The 16746-nt window shown below is 56.9% G+C and carries 17 protein-coding genes; 12 read left to right on the top strand and 5 right to left on the bottom strand.

The genetic code is table 11. From position 1 onward, the window contains the following. The first annotated feature begins 45 nt into the window (after positions 1 to 45). From cytR to rraA, 6 genes are all read left to right on the top strand, one after another. Positions 46 to 1071, top strand: coding sequence for a DNA-binding transcriptional regulator CytR (gene cytR, locus HWQ14_RS05660; RefSeq protein ID WP_176609192.1), 1026 nt, complete (start codon positions 46 to 48; stop codon positions 1069 to 1071). A gap of 92 nt (positions 1072 to 1163) precedes the next feature. Further along, positions 1164 to 2132 carry a cell division protein FtsN gene (gene ftsN / locus HWQ14_RS05655; protein WP_176609191.1) on the top strand — a complete coding sequence of 323 codons (969 nt, stop codon included), beginning with the start codon at positions 1164 to 1166 and terminating at the stop codon, positions 2130 to 2132. Positions 2133 to 2226: 94 nt separating this feature from the next. After that, positions 2227 to 2757 carry an ATP-dependent protease subunit HslV gene (gene hslV, locus HWQ14_RS05650; protein ID WP_003862036.1) on the top strand — a complete coding sequence of 177 codons (531 nt, stop codon included), beginning with the start codon at positions 2227 to 2229 and terminating at the stop codon, positions 2755 to 2757. A gap of 9 nt (positions 2758 to 2766) precedes the next feature. Continuing rightward, positions 2767 to 4098 carry an HslU--HslV peptidase ATPase subunit gene (gene hslU / locus HWQ14_RS05645; protein WP_148422560.1) on the top strand — a complete coding sequence of 444 codons (1332 nt, stop codon included), beginning with the start codon at positions 2767 to 2769 and terminating at the stop codon, positions 4096 to 4098. A 68-nt stretch (positions 4099 to 4166) separates the two neighbouring features. Continuing rightward, positions 4167 to 5087, top strand: coding sequence for a 1,4-dihydroxy-2-naphthoate polyprenyltransferase (gene menA / locus HWQ14_RS05640; RefSeq protein WP_176609190.1), 921 nt, complete (start codon positions 4167 to 4169; stop codon positions 5085 to 5087). A gap of 92 nt (positions 5088 to 5179) precedes the next feature. Beyond that, entirely contained in the window at positions 5180 to 5665 is a 486-nt protein-coding gene (gene rraA / locus HWQ14_RS05635) for a ribonuclease E activity regulator RraA (RefSeq protein WP_023304635.1), read from the top strand. 586 nt (positions 5666 to 6251) lie between these two features. On the opposite strand, the gene zapB is transcribed toward rraA, so the two are convergent. Continuing rightward, a complete protein-coding gene (gene zapB, locus HWQ14_RS05630) occupies positions 6252 to 6491 on the bottom strand; it encodes a septal ring assembly protein ZapB (protein WP_022649799.1) in 240 nt (79 codons plus the stop codon). A gap of 399 nt (positions 6492 to 6890) precedes the next feature. On the opposite strand from zapB, the gene HWQ14_RS05625 reads away from it, so the two are divergent. The 4 genes from HWQ14_RS05625 to fpr all read left to right on the top strand — a co-directional run bounded on the left by HWQ14_RS05625 (position 6891) and on the right by fpr (position 11293). Then, on the top strand, positions 6891 to 7736 hold the full coding sequence (locus tag HWQ14_RS05625; protein ID WP_003862030.1) for an MIP/aquaporin family protein: 846 nt from the start codon (positions 6891 to 6893) through the stop codon (positions 7734 to 7736). Positions 7737 to 7757: 21 nt separating this feature from the next. After that, positions 7758 to 9266 (top strand): glycerol kinase GlpK, encoded by a 1509-nt coding sequence (glpK, locus tag HWQ14_RS05620; protein WP_176609189.1) that lies wholly within the window; start codon positions 7758 to 7760, stop codon positions 9264 to 9266. A gap of 173 nt (positions 9267 to 9439) precedes the next feature. Then, positions 9440 to 10450 (top strand): class II fructose-bisphosphatase, encoded by a 1011-nt coding sequence (glpX, locus tag HWQ14_RS05615; protein ID WP_148422776.1) that lies wholly within the window; start codon positions 9440 to 9442, stop codon positions 10448 to 10450. 96 nt (positions 10451 to 10546) lie between these two features. After that, complete coding sequence (gene fpr / locus HWQ14_RS05610; RefSeq protein WP_176609188.1) at positions 10547 to 11293, top strand: ferredoxin--NADP(+) reductase; 747 nt, start codon at positions 10547 to 10549, stop codon at positions 11291 to 11293. Here the strand turns inward: fpr and HWQ14_RS05605 are convergent, their stop codons facing one another. Continuing rightward, positions 11294 to 11713 (bottom strand): DUF805 domain-containing protein, encoded by a 420-nt coding sequence (locus HWQ14_RS05605; protein WP_148422774.1) that lies wholly within the window; start codon positions 11711 to 11713, stop codon positions 11294 to 11296. 112 nt (positions 11714 to 11825) lie between these two features. On the opposite strand from HWQ14_RS05605, the gene HWQ14_RS05600 reads away from it, so the two are divergent. Both HWQ14_RS05600 and tpiA read left to right on the top strand, forming a co-directional pair. Then, positions 11826 to 12422, top strand: a complete 597-nt coding sequence (locus HWQ14_RS05600) for a DUF1454 family protein (RefSeq protein WP_176609187.1) — start codon at positions 11826 to 11828, stop codon at positions 12420 to 12422. Between the two features lie 111 nt (positions 12423 to 12533). Beyond that, positions 12534 to 13301 (top strand): triose-phosphate isomerase, encoded by a 768-nt coding sequence (tpiA, locus tag HWQ14_RS05595; protein ID WP_006808674.1) that lies wholly within the window; start codon positions 12534 to 12536, stop codon positions 13299 to 13301. 98 nt (positions 13302 to 13399) lie between these two features. Here the strand turns inward: tpiA and HWQ14_RS05590 are convergent, their stop codons facing one another. The 3 genes from HWQ14_RS05590 to HWQ14_RS05580 all read right to left on the bottom strand — a co-directional run bounded on the left by HWQ14_RS05590 (position 13400) and on the right by HWQ14_RS05580 (position 16622). Further along, a complete protein-coding gene (locus HWQ14_RS05590) occupies positions 13400 to 14704 on the bottom strand; it encodes an SLC13 family permease (protein WP_176609186.1) in 1305 nt (434 codons plus the stop codon). 73 nt (positions 14705 to 14777) lie between these two features. Beyond that, entirely contained in the window at positions 14778 to 15521 is a 744-nt protein-coding gene (locus HWQ14_RS05585; RefSeq protein ID WP_176609185.1) for a CDP-diacylglycerol diphosphatase, read from the bottom strand. 111 nt (positions 15522 to 15632) lie between these two features. Next, positions 15633 to 16622: a sulfate ABC transporter substrate-binding protein gene (locus HWQ14_RS05580; RefSeq protein WP_176609184.1), complete on the bottom strand. Its 990-nt coding sequence runs from the start codon at positions 16620 to 16622 to the stop codon at positions 15633 to 15635. Between the last annotated feature and the right edge of the window lie 124 nt (positions 16623 to 16746).

The raw sequence follows: 16746 nt of genomic DNA, 5'->3' as shown, positions 1-16746 counted from the left end.
AAAATGGTGATGTCCCCAGTTCGGTGTTCAGGCGAGGAGAAGACGTTGAAGTCCAGGAAAGAGGTTGCCCCGGCGACCATGAAAGACGTTGCCGAGAAAGCACAAGTTTCAACGGCAACCGTGTCCCGCGCATTGATGAACCCTGACAAAGTCTCCCAGGCGACCCGAAACCGGGTTGAAAAGGCGGCGCTCGAGGTCGGTTATTTCCCGCAGGCCATGGGGCGCAACGTGAAACGCAATGAATCCCGTACCATTCTGGTGATTGTGCCGGATATCTGCGATCCCTTCTTTAGTGAAATTATCCGCGGCATTGAAGTGACGGCCGCAGCCCAGGGCTATCTGGTGCTGATTGGCGACTGCGCCCATCAGAACCAGCAGGAAAAAACGTTCATTGACCTGATTATCACCAAGCAGATTGACGGCATGTTGCTGCTTGGCTCACGCCTGCCGTTTGATGCCAGCATCGAGGAACAGCGCAATTTGCCGCCGATGGTAATGGCTAACGAGTTCGCGCCGGAGCTGGAGCTGCCGACGGTGCATATCGACAACCTGACCGCCGCGTTTAACGCCGTGAACTATCTTCAGGAGCTGGGGCATAAGCGTATCGGCTGTATTGCCGGGCCGGAAGAGATGCCGCTGTGCCATTATCGCCTGCAGGGCTATGTTCAGGCGCTGCGCCGTACCGGTGCTGTCGTCGATCCGCACTACATTGCGCGCGGTGATTTCACCTTTGAAGCAGGCGGACAGGCGCTGGAAAAACTGCTGGCCTTGCCGGAGCCGCCTACCGCGGTCTTCTGTCACAGCGACGTGATGGCGCTGGGTGCCTTATCGTACGCTAAGCGCCGGGGCCTGCGCGTGCCGCAGGATCTGTCGATTATCGGCTTTGATAATATTTCACTTTCGGAATTTTGCGATCCGCCGCTTTCTACCGTCGCACAACCGCGGTATGACATCGGCCGGGAAGCGATGCTGCTTTTGCTCGATCAGCTGCACGGTCAAACAGTTAGCAGCGGGTCACGGCTACTGGACTGTGAGCTAATTGTACGTGGCTCTACCCAGGCATTAACTTAAAGTAAATACCTTTCGGCACCCTTATCTGGTCAAAGCCCCGTCGCTTAAGTAACATGGCGGGCTGACGAACGAATAAATACAGCGAAACGATAGTGGCACAACGAGATTATGTACGTCGCGGCCAGCCGGCACCTTCGCGACGCAAAAAGAGTAGTTCAAAAAGCAAGCAACGTAGCCTGTCTGCTGTCTCGCCAGCTATGGTCGCCATTGCTGCGGCTGTGCTGGTGGCCTTTATTGGCGGCCTCTACTTCATTACGCACCATAAAAAAGAAGAGTCTGAAGCCCTTCAGGGTAATAAGGTTGTCGGCAACGGCCTGCCTCCGAAGCCTGAAGAGCGCTGGCGCTACATTAAAGAGCTGGAAAGCCGCCAGCCTGGCGTACGTGCGCCTACCGAGCCCTCAGCCGGGGGAGAAGTGAAGAATGCCGACCAGCTGACGGACGAACAGCGTCAACTGCTTGCCCAGATGCAGGCGGACATGCGCCAGCAGCCTACGCAGCTGAACGAAGTGCCGTGGAATGAACAAACCCCGGCGCAGCGTCAGCAAACGTTGCAGCGCCAGCGTCAGGCTCAGCAGCAAACGCAACAGCAGCAGTGGACGCAAACGCAGCCGGTACAACAGCCGCGCACGCAACCGCAGCAGCAGACGCGTACCGCACAAACGCAGCCTGTCCAGCAGCAGCCGAAAGTGCAGCCGCAAAAGCAAACGGCTCAGCCGTATCAGGATCTGCTGCAGACGCCTGCGCATACGACCGCGCAACAGCCTAAAACGCAGCAGGCTGCGCCGGTCGCCAGAGAGACCGAAGCACCAAAGCAGACGGCTGAGAAAAAGGATGAACGTCGCTGGATGGTTCAGTGCGGTTCATTTAAAGGCGCAGAGCAGGCAGAAACGGTGCGTGCTCAGCTGGCATTTGAAGGATTCGACTCACGCATCACCACCAACAACGGCTGGAATCGCGTGGTGATTGGCCCGGTCAAAGGCAAAGAAAATGCCGATGGCACCATTTCCCGTTTGAAAGTGGCTGGCCACACAAACTGCATTCGACTCGCCTCCGGGGGTTGAAACCCCCAAAATCTCCCCCATCTATCATTTAATTCAGCCCTGAGCACAGGCTCAGGGCTTCTGTTTCCCGAATTTGTAACCAGGGGGTCTGCTCGTGACAACAATAGTAAGTGTACGCCGTAACGGCCAGGTGGTAATTGCCGGTGATGGCCAGGCCACGCTGGGTAATACCGTCATGAAAGGCAACGTGAAGAAAGTGCGTCGTCTTTATAACGATAAGGTGATCGCCGGTTTCGCAGGCGGCACGGCGGATGCCTTTACGCTGTTTGAACTGTTTGAACGCAAGCTGGAAATGCATCAGGGCCATCTGGTGAAAGCCGCCGTTGAGCTGGCAAAAGACTGGCGTACCGACCGCATGCTGCGCAAGCTCGAAGCGCTGCTGGCCGTGGCCGACGAAAACGCCTCACTGATCATCACCGGTAACGGTGACGTGGTTCAGCCAGAAAACGACCTGATTGCCATCGGCTCTGGCGGCCCGTACGCCCAGGCTGCAGCCCGTGCGCTGTTGGAAAATACCGACATGAACGCGCGCGATATCGCGGTGAAAGCGTTGGATATTGCAGGTGATATCTGCATCTATACCAACCACAATCACACCATCGAAGAATTACCGTCTAAAGCGTAAGGATCGCCCATGTCTGAAATGACCCCACGCGAAATTGTCAGCGAACTGAACAAACACATCATCGGCCAGGATAACGCCAAGCGCTCCGTGGCTATCGCCCTGCGTAACCGCTGGCGTCGTATGCAGCTCGACGAAGAGCTGCGCCACGAGGTGACGCCGAAAAATATCCTGATGATCGGCCCGACCGGTGTCGGTAAAACCGAAATTGCCCGTCGCCTGGCCAAACTGGCTAACGCGCCGTTCATCAAAGTAGAAGCCACCAAGTTCACCGAAGTGGGCTACGTGGGTAAAGAAGTGGACTCCATCATCCGCGATCTGACCGATTCCGCGATTAAAATGGTGCGCGTCCAGGCTATCGAGAAAAACCGCTATCGCGCTGAAGAGATGGCCGAAGAGCGTATTCTCGACGTGCTGATCCCACCGGCAAAAAACAACTGGGGCCAGGCTGAACAGCAGTCTGAACCTTCCGCTGCGCGTCAGGCATTCCGCAAAAAGCTGCGCGAAGGCGAGCTGGACGACAAAGAGATTGAAATCGATCTCGCTGCCGCGCCAATGGGCGTTGAAATCATGGCCCCTCCGGGCATGGAAGAGATGACCAGCCAGCTACAGTCCATGTTCCAGAACCTGGGCGGCCAGAAGCAGAAAGCGCGTAAGCTGAAAATCAAAGACGCGATGAAGCTGCTGATTGAAGAAGAAGCCGCGAAGCTGGTTAACCCGGAAGAGCTGAAGCAGGACGCTATCGACGCGGTTGAGCAGCACGGTATCGTGTTTATCGACGAAATCGACAAGATCTGTAAGCGCGGAAACGCGTCCGGCCCGGACGTCTCCCGCGAAGGCGTACAGCGCGACCTGCTGCCGCTGGTGGAAGGCTGCACCGTCTCCACCAAGCACGGGATGGTGAAAACTGACCACATCCTGTTTATCGCCTCTGGTGCGTTCCAGATTGCCAGCCCGTCTGACCTGATCCCGGAGCTGCAGGGTCGTCTGCCAATCCGCGTTGAGCTGCAGGCGCTGACCACCGAAGATTTCGAACGCATCCTGACCGAGCCAAACGCCTCTGTAACCGTACAGTACAAAGCGCTGATGGCGACCGAAGGCGTGAACATCGAGTTCACCGACGATGGCATCAAGCGCATCGCCCAGGCCGCATGGCAGGTCAACGAAACCACCGAGAACATCGGTGCGCGTCGTCTGCATACCGTCCTGGAACGCCTGATGGAAGACATCTCTTACGATGCAAGCGACCTGAACGGCCAAAGCATTACCATTGACGCAGAATACGTGGGTAAACACCTGGATGCGTTAGTGGCAGATGAAGATCTGAGCCGTTTTATTCTATAATCGCGTTCAATGCATTTTCATCACTGTTGATGGGGGCTATGGCCCCCATTTTTATTGGCTAAATAACTATGACTGATATCAGCCGTACGCAGGCCTGGCTCGAAAGTCTGCGTCCTAAAACGCTTCCTCTGGCTTTTGCCGCCATTATTGTCGGCACCACTCTTGCCTGGTGGCAGGGCCATTTCGATCCGCTGGTTGCGGGTCTGGCGCTGATTACCGCAGGACTTCTGCAAATCCTCTCTAACCTCGCGAACGACTACGGCGATGCGGTAAAAGGCAGCGACAAGCCTGACCGTATCGGGCCACTGCGCGGGATGCAAAAAGGGGTGATTACCCAGGCACAGATGAAGCGCGCGCTGATTATCACCGTGGTACTGATTTGTCTGTCAGGGCTGGCGCTGGTGACGGTCGCCTCGAAAACCACCAGCGATTTCATTGGCTTCCTGGTGCTGGGTCTGCTCGCTATTATCGCGGCCATTACCTATACCGTTGGCACGCGCCCTTACGGATATATTGGCCTGGGCGATATTTCCGTGCTGGTGTTCTTCGGCTGGCTAAGCGTAATGGGAAGCTGGTATTTACAGGCGCATACGGTGATCCCTGCCCTGTTCCTCCCCGCGACCGCCTGTGGCCTGCTGGCGACGGCGGTACTTAACATCAACAACCTGCGCGACATCGACAGCGATCGTGAGAACGGCAAAAACACGCTGGCCGTGCGTCTGGGGCCGGTGAATGCACGCCGCTATCACGCCTGCCTGCTCATCGGCGCGCTGGTTTGCCTGGCGCTGTTTAACCTGATTTCGCTGTACAGCCTGTGGGGCTGGCTGTTCGTGCTCGCCGCACCGCTGCTTATTAAACAGGCCCGCTTTGTCATGCGTGAACTCAGCCCGGCCGCCATGCCGCCGATGCTGGAGCGCACCGTAAAAGGCGCATTGCTGACTAACCTGCTGTTCGTCATCGGGATTGTCTTAAGCCAGACGCTCAGTTAGCTGACAAATATCAATTAACAATTGATGATTTTGCCAACAACGCATTTCGCACGATATACTGAACACATTCGCAGCAACAGAGCGTTAAACCTATGAAATACGATACCTCCGAGCTTTGCGACATCTACCAGGAAGATGTCAACGTCGTTGAACCCCTGTTCTCCAACTTTGGCGGACGGTCGTCGTTTGGCGGGCAAATCATTACGGTGAAATGTTTCGAGGACAACGGGTTGCTGTACGATCTGCTCGAAGAGAACGGCCGTGGCCGCGTCCTGCTGGTCGACGGTGGCGGTTCGGTGCGCCGTGCGCTTATCGATGCGGACCTCGCTCGCCTTGCCGTGCAAAACGAGTGGGAAGGCATTGTGGTCTACGGCTCCGTGCGGCAGGTGGACGATCTGGAAGACCTGGATATTGGTATTCAGGCCATCGCGGCCATTCCGGTAGGCGCGGCGGGTGACGGCATCGGCGAAAGCGACGTGCGCGTTAATTTTGGCGGCGTGACCTTCTTCTCCGGCGACCACCTTTACGCTGACAATACCGGCATTATCCTTTCCGAGGATGCGCTGGATATTGAGTAGTTAATCGGTAAGCAAGATGCATAAAAAAACCGCCAACAGGAATGTGGCGGTTTTTTTGTCCCTCCGGATTCGCGGTCCGTTGGGAAGACTTGCAGGCTAACACCAGGGATCTTCATCATACTCTCGTCCAAACCTTGGGCAACCCCTCAGAAGCTTTATAAAATCCTAATTGTTTATGAATTCCTTAACACCACGGTTGCTGCTTATTATGATGCAGCGTCCCTTTCCGCCATCTCGCAAATGGGCATCGGTCCAGGGAAAGGTGTATTCACAACCGTAAAACAGGCTAATACCAGGGCTTGTGTCCACCGACTTATCACCGGTGGTGAACGGTGGAGCGGTTAGCTGCAGGGACCGCATAATGAAACGCTATTTATGTATCGCGTTCATTGTCGCCAGCGTACTCGTTGTAAAGAGTGATGAACCTATTGGGTTTGTTGCTTTTGCTACGACAGCGCAGGACAAGTAGCGTTAAGGCCGCCTCGGGCGGCCTTTTTTATGGTTATTGTCAGTTGACGAAAACCATAAAAAAAGCCGGGTGGCGGCTTCGCCTTACCCGGCCTACTCAATTCATTCCTAACGGAAATCAGACTTCTTCCATACGTCCCAGCAGCGCCTGAAGGCGATCCTGCCAGCCGTTCTGCTGTTCGCGCAGCTGGTTGTTTTCGCGCTCCAGTTCTTCGCGGCTGTGCTGAGCGTTCTGAACTTCCTGAGACAGGGAGTTGTTCTTCTCTTTCAGCTCTTCAATTTCCATTTGCAGCAGCGTGATGGTGTCAATCGCCTGCTGTACTTTCGATTCCAGTTTCTCAAACACTTCTAAAGACATGATCCTACCTCTCCTGAATTGCAAGGCGACGCTTTAACGTAAACGCGCACAACATATGTTCCGATTGTATGGAGCGCCGTCGCCCCTGTCCAGCGGCATGCCACGCAGATCGCGGTTTGCAACACTTTTCGGCCTCGTCCTGGTGCGTTCGCGGCATATACCCCTAAGTTGTTAACCCATAAGTTAAAGAAATGATTCAGCAGGCTTTCATCGGTTGATGCAAAAACGCGCTTTATGACGCGAAAACGCTCATTTTATTGACGCGTACCACACATTTTGATTTCGATATTTCTCGTTTTTGCTCGTTAACGATAAATTAACACTGTGTCTACAGGACATCGTGACCGTCACGGGCAGTCACGCTAACAATAAACATTACTCTTATGCAGGATTCCGATTATGAGTCAGACATCAACCTTAAAAGGCCAGTGCATTGCCGAGTTCCTTGGTACCGGGTTGTTGATATTCTTCGGAGTAGGCTGTGTTGCTGCACTGAAAGTGGCGGGTGCCAGTTTCGGTCAGTGGGAAATCAGTATCATCTGGGGTCTGGGCGTGGCAATGGCCATCTACCTGACCGCAGGCGTTTCCGGCGCACATCTTAACCCGGCGGTGACCATCGCGTTATGGCTGTTCGCGTGCTTTGACGGACGCAAAGTTGTTCCCTTCATCATTTCTCAGTTTGCCGGCGCCTTTTGCGCAGCGGCGTTAGTTTACGGGCTTTATTACAATCTTTTCATCGACTTCGAGCAGACGCATCATATGGTGCGTGGTAGTGTCGAAAGTCTGGATCTGGCTGGCATTTTCTCAACGTACCCCAATCCGCACATCAATTTTGTGCAGGCGTTCGCTGTTGAAATGGTGATTACCGCTATTCTGATGGGCGTCATTATGGCGCTGGGCGACGACGGCAACGGCATTCCGCGTGGCCCGCTGGCGCCGCTGCTGATTGGCCTGCTGATTGCGGTGATTGGCGCATCAATGGGTCCGCTGACCGGCTTTGCGATGAACCCGGCGCGCGATCTGGGTCCAAAAACCTTCGCCTTCTTTGCGGGATGGGGCGACGTCGCCTTCACCGGTGGCAAAGACATTCCTTACTTCCTGGTTCCGCTGTTCGGGCCGATCGTAGGGGCTGCGCTGGGCGCCTTCGGCTATCGCAAATTAATTGGTCGCCACTTACCGTGCGACACCTGTGTGGAGGAGGAGAAAGAGACGACTTCCACCACACAACAAAAAGCTTCGCTGTAATCTGACTACGGGACACATACCATGACCGAAAAAAAATATATCGTTGCGCTCGACCAGGGCACCACCAGCTCCCGCGCTGTCGTAATGGATCATGACGCGAACATTGTCAGCGTATCTCAACGCGAATTTGAGCAAATTTATCCGCGTCCAGGCTGGGTTGAGCACGACCCGATGGAGATCTGGGCGTCACAAAGCTCCACGCTGGTGGAAGTGCTGGCGAAAGCCGATATCAGTTCCGACGAAATCGCCGCGATCGGTATCACCAACCAGCGTGAAACCACCGTGGTCTGGGAGCGTGAAACCGGAAAACCGATTTACAACGCCATCGTCTGGCAGTGCCGCCGTACGTCAGAGATCTGCGAACAGCTGAAGCGCGACGGAATGGAAGAGTACGTGCGCAGCGCCACCGGCCTGGTGGTTGACCCCTATTTCTCCGGCACCAAGGTGAAGTGGATCCTCGACCACGTGGAAGGTTCACGCGAGCGCGCAAAACGCGGCGAGCTGCTGTTCGGCACCGTCGATACCTGGCTTATCTGGAAGATGACCCAGGGGCGCGTCCACGTAACCGACTACACCAACGCCTCGCGTACCATGCTGTTCAACATCAACACTCTGGAGTGGGACGACAAGATGCTGGACGCGCTGGACATTCCGCGCGCCATGCTGCCGCAAGTGCGTAAATCGTCAGAAGTGTACGGCCAGACCAATATCGGTGGTAAAGGCGGCACGCGTATTCCTATCGCCGGTATCGCCGGTGACCAGCAGGCGGCGCTGTTCGGCCAGCTGTGCGTCAAGGAAGGGATGGCGAAGAACACCTACGGTACCGGCTGCTTTATGCTGATGAACACCGGCGAGAAAGCGGTGAAATCGGAGAACGGCCTGCTGACCACCATCGCCTGCGGCCCGCGCGGCGAAGTGAACTACGCCCTGGAAGGCGCGGTATTCATGGCGGGAGCGTCCATTCAGTGGCTGCGTGACGAGATGAAGCTGATCGGCGATGCGTTTGACTCCGAATACTTCGCGACCAAGGTGAAAGACACCAACGGCGTATACGTGGTGCCCGCGTTTACCGGCCTGGGCGCACCGTACTGGGATCCGTATGCCCGCGGCGCGATTTTCGGCCTGACGCGTGGCGTGAACGCTAACCACATCATTCGCGCCACGCTGGAATCCATTGCCTACCAGACGCGCGACGTGCTGGAAGCGATGCAGGCTGACTCCGGCATTCGCCTGCACGCCCTGCGCGTGGACGGCGGCGCGGTGGCCAACAACTTCCTGATGCAGTTCCAGTCCGACATTCTGGGTACCCGCGTGGAGCGTCCTGAGGTGCGTGAAGTGACGGCGCTGGGCGCGGCGTATCTGGCAGGTCTGGCGGTAGGCTTCTGGCAGAACCTCGACGAGCTTCAGGAAAAAGCGGTGATCGAACGCGAATTCCGCCCCGGCATCGAAACCACCGAGCGTAACTACCGCTACAGCGGCTGGAAGAAAGCGGTGAAACGCGCCCTGGCGTGGGAAGAGCACGACGAGTAAGACAGACTCACCCCTCACCCTAACCCTCTCCCCAAAGGGGCGAGGGGACTTAAAACACCCTCTCCCCTTTGGGGAGAGGGCCGGGGTGAGGGGCTCCGGCCGCACCGGTTCCCTCACCCTTCTCCACTCTATGATAAACTTCGTGCAATTCCTTTTGATTGTACGAGTACCTCATGAAACGTGAACTTGCTATCGAGTTTTCCCGCGTCACCGAAGCGGCCGCCCTCGCAGGCTATAAGTGGCTGGGTCGTGGCGACAAAAATACCGCAGACGGCGCGGCTGTCCATGCCATGCGTATTGTGCTTAATCAGGTCAATATTGACGGCACTATCGTCATTGGCGAAGGCGAAATCGACGAAGCCCCGATGCTCTACATTGGCGAAAAAGTCGGAACCGGCAAAGGCGATGCGGTGGATATCGCGGTCGACCCGATTGAAGGCACGCGCATGACGGCGATGGGCCAGGCCAACGCGCTGGCAGTGCTCGCCGTGGGCGATAAGGGCTGCTTCCTTAACGCGCCCGATATGTATATGGAAAAGCTGATTGTCGGCCCCGGCGCGAAGGGCGCTATCGACCTCAGCCTGCCGCTGGACGCTAACCTGCGCAATATCGCGGCGGCGCTGGGCAAGCCGCTCAGCGAGCTCACCGTGACCATTCTGGCAAAACCACGCCACGACGCTACCATCGCATACCTGCAAACGCTGGGCGTGCGCGTGTTTGCCATTCCGGATGGCGACGTTGCCGCGTCTATTCTGACCTGCATGCCGGACAGCGAGGTCGACGTGCTGTACGGCATCGGCGGCGCGCCGGAAGGCGTGGTCTCCGCGGCAGTGATCCGCGCGCTGGACGGCGATATGCAGGCGCGCCTGCTGCCGCGCCATGAGGTCAAAGGCGACAGCGACGAGAACCGTCGCATCGGTGAGGACGAGCTGGCGCGCTGCGCGGCAATGGGCATCGAAGCCAATAAGGTGCTCGCGCTGAACGAGATGGCGCGCAGCGATAACGTGGTCTTCTCCGCAACCGGCATTACCAAAGGCGATCTGCTGGACGGCATTACGCGCAAGGGCAACATGGCAACCACCGAGACCCTGCTTATCCGCGGTAAATCGCGCACCATTCGCCGCATTCAGTCTATCCACTATCTGGATCGTAAAGACCCGGACGTGCAGACGCACATTCTGTAAAACCGTTTGATCGATCGAGCTTTCCGGCCCGAAGGGGCTGGAAATGTTTCCCATAAGTACGGAAGATAGAACAGAGAAACAGCACAGGAGAAGATCATGGCGGACTGGGTAACAGGTAAAGTCACAAAGGTACAGTTCTGGACCGATGCGCTATTTAGTCTCACCCTTCACGCTCCCGTTCATCCGTTTACCGCCGGGCAGTTTGCCAAGCTCGGGCTGGATATCGACGGTGAACGCGTACAGCGGGCCTACTCTTACGTTAATGCGCCTGATAACCCGGATCTCGAGTTCTACCTTGTTACCGTCCCGGACGGTAAGCTCAGCCCGCGCCTTGCCGCGCTGAAACCGGGCGATGAAGTGCAGATTGTCAGCGACGCGGCGGGGTTCTTCGTGCTGGATGAAATCCCGGACTGCGAAACGCTCTGGATGCTGGCGACCGGCACGGCCATCGGCCCGTATCTCTCTATTTTGCAGTACGGTAAAGATCTGGAGCGCTTTAAAAACATCGTGCTGGTTCACGCCGCGCGATATGCCGCAGACCTGAGCTATCTGCCGCAGATGCAGGCGCTGGAACAGCGGTATGGCGGGAAGTTAAAAATTCAGACGGTGGTCAGCCGGGAAAACGCGGCCGGCTCATTAACCGGCCGCGTTCCGGCGCTGATTGAAAGCGGCGCGCTGGAAGAGGCGGTTGGTTTGCCGATGAACACTGAAACCAGCCACGTGATGCTGTGCGGCAACCCGCAGATGGTGCGCGACACGCAGCAGCTGCTGAAGGATACCCGGCAGATGACGAAGCACCTTCGCCGCCGGCCGGGCCATATGACCGCCGAACACTACTGGTGATCAGCGGTACTTCACCTCAAGTGTATCTTTTCCGTATTTGTTCTCGCTCTGGGTGCCGATAAACGCGCCCAGCTCGACCACCATCATCACAAAAATAATGGTCGGTAGCAGCCTGCCTACCACCCAGGGAAGGATCGAGGGCAGCATCGCCCAGTTCCCCGCCACCAGCATCCACGCCAGAATAATCAGAAATGCCCATGCGCCGGAGCGGCCACGATCGTGCAGACGCTTAACCACCACGGCGGCGGTTGGCCACAGTAAACAGACCAGCGCAAACGCCGCGGTTTGCGTGCTCAGCCACGCGTTGAAGGCAACAAAAAACAGAAGCAGCATGGCGATAACCCACGTTGCCATCCAGATCCAGAAGTCACGGCGTCCAATACGCCCTTTGAATGAAAACAGCCACTGCTGTATGGTCATGTAAGGTTCCTTATTATCGTTTAGCCCGCATTTTACCCTGGAGTTGTGACCTTTTGACAAGCCGACCAGATATCGTTTTAATCATGGGCAATAACGGCCAGGGGCAATGTTGATGAAAAGTTCGGCACACTCTCTTTTTATGTGTTTAGCGATGTTGAGCGCCAGTTTCACCCTGCATGCCGCGGAAAACGCGTCCCCGGTCACCGCCCCCTATCTGCTGGCGGGCGCCCCCTCCTTCGATCGGTCTATCAGCCAGTTCCGCGAGGCCTTTAACAAAGACAATCCCTCGCTTCCGCTGGGAGAGTTCCGTGCGATTGACAGCGCCCGCGATACCCCGACCCTGACCCGCGCGGCCAGCAAAATTAACGAGAATCTGTATGCCTCCACCGCCCTGGAGCGCGGAACGCTGAAAATCAAAAGCATGCAGATCACCTGGCTGCCGATTCAGGGGCCAGAGCAAAAAGCGGCGAAAGCAAAAGCGCTGGAGTATATGAGCGCTATCCTGCACGCCTTTACGCCCACCTTCACCAAAGCGCAGAGCCAGCAAAAGCTGCAAAAACTGCTCGCTGCCGGTAAAAACAAACGCTATTACGCCGATACGGAAGGTGCCGTTCGCTATGTTGTCGCAGATAACGGCGAAAAGGGGCTGACCTTCGCAGTTGAACCGATTAAGCTGGCACTATCAGACGCACTCGAGGGGGCGAATTAATGACAAAAAGCAAAGCCTTTCGAGGGAAAATCTCTATACTGATTCACAGACCATGCTGCCCTTAAGGGTGGCCATATTCCTTAATTCGCTTATTGAGCGTGGAGAATTGAAATGCGACATCCTTTAGTGATGGGTAACTGGAAACTGAACGGCAGCCGCCACATGGTAAACGAACTGGTTGCTAACCTGCGTAAAGAGCTGGCTGGCGTGACCGGCTGCGCGGTTGCTATCGCTCCGCCGGATATGTATCTGGATCTGGCTAAACGTGCCGCTGACGGCAGCCACATCGTGCTGGGCGCGCAGAACGTTGACGTTAACCTGTCCGGCGCATTCACCGGTGAAACCTCCGCTGAAATGCTGAAAGATATCGGCGCGAAATACATCATTATCGGCCACTCTGAGCGTCGCACCTACCACAAAGAATCTGACGAGTTCATCGCGAAGAAATTCGCCGTGCTGAAAGAGCAGGGACTGATCCCGGTTCTGTGCATCGGTGAAACCGAAGCAGAAAACGAAGCGGGCAAAACTGAAGAAGTGTGTGCTCGCCAGATCGACGCCGTGCTGAAAACTCAGGGTGCGGCAGCGTTCGAAGGCGCGGTTATCGCTTACGAGCCAGTATGGGCGATCGGCACCGGCAAATCTGCAACGCCAGCGCAGGCTCAGGCGGTGCACAAGTTCATCCGTGACCACATTGCTAAAGCAGACGCGAAAGTGGCTGAGCAGGTTATCATTCAGTACGGCGGTTCCGTTAACGCATCCAACGCTGCCGAGCTGTTCACCCAGCCAGACATCGACGGCGCGCTGGTTGGCGGCGCATCCCTGAAGGCTGACGCTTTCGCGGTGATCGTTAAAGCAGCAGAAGCGGCAAAACAGGCGTAATGCTGTTGTGGCGGGTGGCGCTTGCGCTTGCCCACCGCTCTTCTCCTCCCTCTCCCTGTGGGAGAGGGTTGGGGTGAGGGGAAACCCCTCGCACCGAACTACACTTTCCCCAACACGCTAAACCACAAGTAATCCAGCGGCAGCAGCACCAGATACGTCGCAATCGCCAGCGCCAGGCAGAGCAGCATTCCCGCCTTCGCGGGCACTTTCCCTAAGCCCATCGCCACCACAATCGGCGACGCCTGATACGGCAGCAGCGGCGTGGAGTACCCCAGCACCTGAATCATAATCACCGACAGCAGCGGAAAACCGGTCGCGTCGGAAAAGCTCTGCGCCAGCGTGGTATAGAGCGCCGGAACGCCGTTGGCGGTCATAATGAAGTTGAGCGCCGTGGTGATCCCGGTCAGCGCCAGGAAGCTGGTAAACGGTCGGTCCGCATCCAGCGGCATGATATGAAGCAGCGCCTCTCCCACAGCCGAACCGATACCGGTTTGCGTCACGACGATCGCCAGCCCGAGAATACCCGCAACGTAAATACAGGTGCGCATATTTACCCCCGCCGAGAACTCCTCGCCGGTGATAAAACCAATGCGCGGGAGCATGACGATGATCGAGGCCGCCAGCCCCGTCCACGCCGGCCCCACGCCGTGCCAGCTCTCCGTCACCCACATCACCAGCACCACCGCCAGCAGCCAGGCGAGACGCTTTTCGTCACGCCCCATCGGTTCAGACGGCGTGAGATCCTTCGCCGGTTTCGGGCTGCCGGGGAACAGCCAGCAGATCAGGCCAATCAGAATCAGGCCCTTGAGCATGCCCAGAACAGGCGTGTGCAACAGCAGGTAGGGAACGTAGTTCAGGTGAATGCCGTACGAGCCTTCCGCCGCGCCGCTCATGACCAGGTTAGGCACGTTGGCGGGCAGGATAGTGGCCGAGAGCTGGAAGGTGCCGAAGCCGACCGCCAGCGCCAGGCCAAACCAGGCGCGCGAGCCGTCGGGAATGTCGGCCCGCTTCGCCATGGCCGCGACAATCGGCATCAGCAGCGCAATACGCCCCATGTTTGACGGCATCACGAACGCCAGGGCGTAGCTCAGCAGCACCACGCTCGCCACCATCAGCACCCAGGAGTCGGTGAGTTTCGCCGACAGCGCCCGGGCGGCCCTGTCTGCCAGACCGGTTTTACGGATCGCCACGCCCAGCACAAAGCCGCTGAATACCAGCCAGAAAGCCGACGAGGCAAAACCGCCGAAGATCGCTTCCGGCGGGGCAATTCTGGCGGCCATCGCCGCCGTGAAGAACAGCAGCGCGGTGATAAATTCCGGCAATAGCGACGTCGCCCACAGGACGATGGTGACGCCGACGATCAGCGAGGGAAGCAGCAGAGGATGCGTTAACCAGAGCGACATACCTGTCTCCTGTAGAATTTTTCAGCAAGTCTACGGCGACAGGCAGGACGAGTAAACGCTATTTATGGTGGGGTCACTTCAGGATATTGCATTGATGATCCTGTAATTCCTCAGCCGACGCGCGGTTGAAGGCAAGCCAGTTACGCTCCGTCGCCAGCAGCACAAACGATCCGTCAGACTGCTGCGCCATCGCCAGCGCGAAGCGCCCCATATGGTCGCGCGCTTCCGGCAGTTCCTCCGCCAGCATCATAAAAGGACTGCGCTGCACCAGCTCGTTCTCCGTCACCCGACGGGCAAGGTACTCGTGCCCTTCCAGCCCGCCCGGAAGCGGTAGCCACTGGGTGCTGATTTGCCCCTGCGCCGCGTTAAGCTTCTCGCGCACGTCCGGGCGCAGGCAGGAGATATGGATATGGAAATGGTTTTGCGTGCGTCCGGTCGGGGAGTTGATGGTCAGCGAAACGGCGCTGTCGGGTACCTCAGCTCCCCGCTTCATGCTCATAAAGTTACGCGACTGCCATGCCAGCCAGAAGAAGTTCGGCGTCTGAGGCTCGGTCAGCAGCGGGCTTTCGGTGCCGTTGATGCGATAGGTGGGCATCAGAAGATATTGCAGCGGCCCGTTGCGGTCTTTAAACACCACGTAGCCGGCATCCGGCTTCACCTCTGCGCACGGCGCCGGATTATGGTTTTGCAGCTGGTTGGGCACACACTGGTCGAGAACGATATGGCGCAACGCATTCGGATTACCCGCTTTCATCCAGTACACGCCGCCTGCGGCAAGGGCGATAATAATCAGGATCGATAAGATAATTTTTTTCACAACGCGTTCCCTGTTTTCAATAAAGGCAAAAGAGTAACGCAAAATGATGACCAAATAAAAAACCCGGTGGATTTCTCACACCGGGTAACCGTGTCGTGCGTCGTGAAACGCTTAACGCTTGCTGATCTGGTCGAAGGTGCCGCCGTTAGAGAAGTGCTCCTTCTGCGCTTTCGTCCAGCCGCCAAACACCTCATCGATAGTGAACAGCTTCAGCTTCGGAAAGGCGTTTTCATACTTCTTCGCGACAGATTCATCCCGTGGGCGGTAGTAGTTTTTCGCCGCGATTTCCTGGCCTTCCGGCGAGTAGAGATATTTCAGGTAAGCTTCCGCCACCGCCCGGGACCCTTTTTTATCCACGACCTTATCGACCACGGAGACGGTCGGCTCGGCCAGAATGGATTCGCTCGGGGTCACGATCTCAAACTTGTCTTTACCCAGCTCTTGGGTTGCCAGCAGGGCTTCGTTTTCCCAGGCAATCAGCACGTCGCCAATGCCGCGCTCAACGAAGGTATTGGTCGCGCCGCGCGCGCCGGAGTCCAGCACTTCGACGTTTTTAAACAGCGCCTTGACGAAGTCCTGCGCTTTCGCCTGGTCACCGCTGTTGTGGTGCAGCGCATAGCCCCAGGCCGCCAGGTAGTTCCAGCGTGCGCCGCCGGAGCTTTTCGGGTTCGGAGTAATGACGGACACGCCCGGCTTAACCAGATCGTTCCAGTCTTTGATCTGTTTCGGGTTGCCTTTACGCACCAGGAAGACAATGGTCGAGGTGTATGGCGCAGAGTTATCCGGCAGGCGCTTGATCCAGTTTTTGTCGATACGGCCACGTTCGGCAATCGCGTCCACGTCATAGGCCAGCGCGAGGGTGACCACATCGGCTTCGATGCCGTTGATCACGGACGTCGCCTGCTTGCCGGAACCGCCGTGAGACTGGCGAACCACCACGTTATCGCCGGTTTCCTGCTTCCAGTGCGCCGCGAAGGCCTTGTTGTACTGGTCGTACAGTTCACGCGTCGGATCATACGACACGTTCAGTAGCTGAATGTCCTTTGCCAGTACGCTGGTCGATGCCAGCAATAATGTTAACCCCACGCCCCATTTGTTCATCGCCCGGCTCTCTTATGCAGTGTTTTGATGAATGCAGCGTGCCAGAAAGCGAATCGATGATTAAAGAATAAAAAAAGATTGGCTATAACGTGAGGGAATAAAAAACTGGATGATTGGCCTGATG

Source organism: Enterobacter cloacae, from assembly GCF_013375935.1.
Taxonomy (GTDB): Bacteria; Pseudomonadota; Gammaproteobacteria; order Enterobacterales; family Enterobacteriaceae; genus Enterobacter; species Enterobacter pasteurii.
This window is presented reverse-complemented; position numbering and strand designations above follow the sequence as displayed.

What these genes read in the sequence shown, in the direction of transcription:
- hslU (WP_148422560.1), top strand. Translation starts at nt 2,767, where the DNA reads ATGTCTGAAATGACCCCACGCGAAATTGTCAGCGAACTGAACAAACAC.
- menA (WP_176609190.1), top strand. Translation starts at nt 4,167, where the DNA reads ATGACTGATATCAGCCGTACGCAGGCCTGGCTCGAAAGTCTGCGTCCT.
- rraA (WP_023304635.1), top strand. Translation starts at nt 5,180, where the DNA reads ATGAAATACGATACCTCCGAGCTTTGCGACATCTACCAGGAAGATGTC.
- zapB (WP_022649799.1), bottom strand. Translation starts at nt 6,491, where the DNA reads ATGTCTTTAGAAGTGTTTGAGAAACTGGAATCGAAAGTACAGCAGGCG.
- HWQ14_RS05625 (WP_003862030.1), top strand. Translation starts at nt 6,891, where the DNA reads ATGAGTCAGACATCAACCTTAAAAGGCCAGTGCATTGCCGAGTTCCTT.
- glpK (WP_176609189.1), top strand. Translation starts at nt 7,758, where the DNA reads ATGACCGAAAAAAAATATATCGTTGCGCTCGACCAGGGCACCACCAGC.
- glpX (WP_148422776.1), top strand. Translation starts at nt 9,440, where the DNA reads ATGAAACGTGAACTTGCTATCGAGTTTTCCCGCGTCACCGAAGCGGCC.
- fpr (WP_176609188.1), top strand. Translation starts at nt 10,547, where the DNA reads ATGGCGGACTGGGTAACAGGTAAAGTCACAAAGGTACAGTTCTGGACC.
- HWQ14_RS05605 (WP_148422774.1), bottom strand. Translation starts at nt 11,713, where the DNA reads ATGACCATACAGCAGTGGCTGTTTTCATTCAAAGGGCGTATTGGACGC.
- HWQ14_RS05600 (WP_176609187.1), top strand. Translation starts at nt 11,826, where the DNA reads ATGAAAAGTTCGGCACACTCTCTTTTTATGTGTTTAGCGATGTTGAGC.
- tpiA (WP_006808674.1), top strand. Translation starts at nt 12,534, where the DNA reads ATGCGACATCCTTTAGTGATGGGTAACTGGAAACTGAACGGCAGCCGC.
- HWQ14_RS05590 (WP_176609186.1), bottom strand. Translation starts at nt 14,704, where the DNA reads ATGTCGCTCTGGTTAACGCATCCTCTGCTGCTTCCCTCGCTGATCGTC.
- HWQ14_RS05580 (WP_176609184.1), bottom strand. Translation starts at nt 16,622, where the DNA reads ATGAACAAATGGGGCGTGGGGTTAACATTATTGCTGGCATCGACCAGC.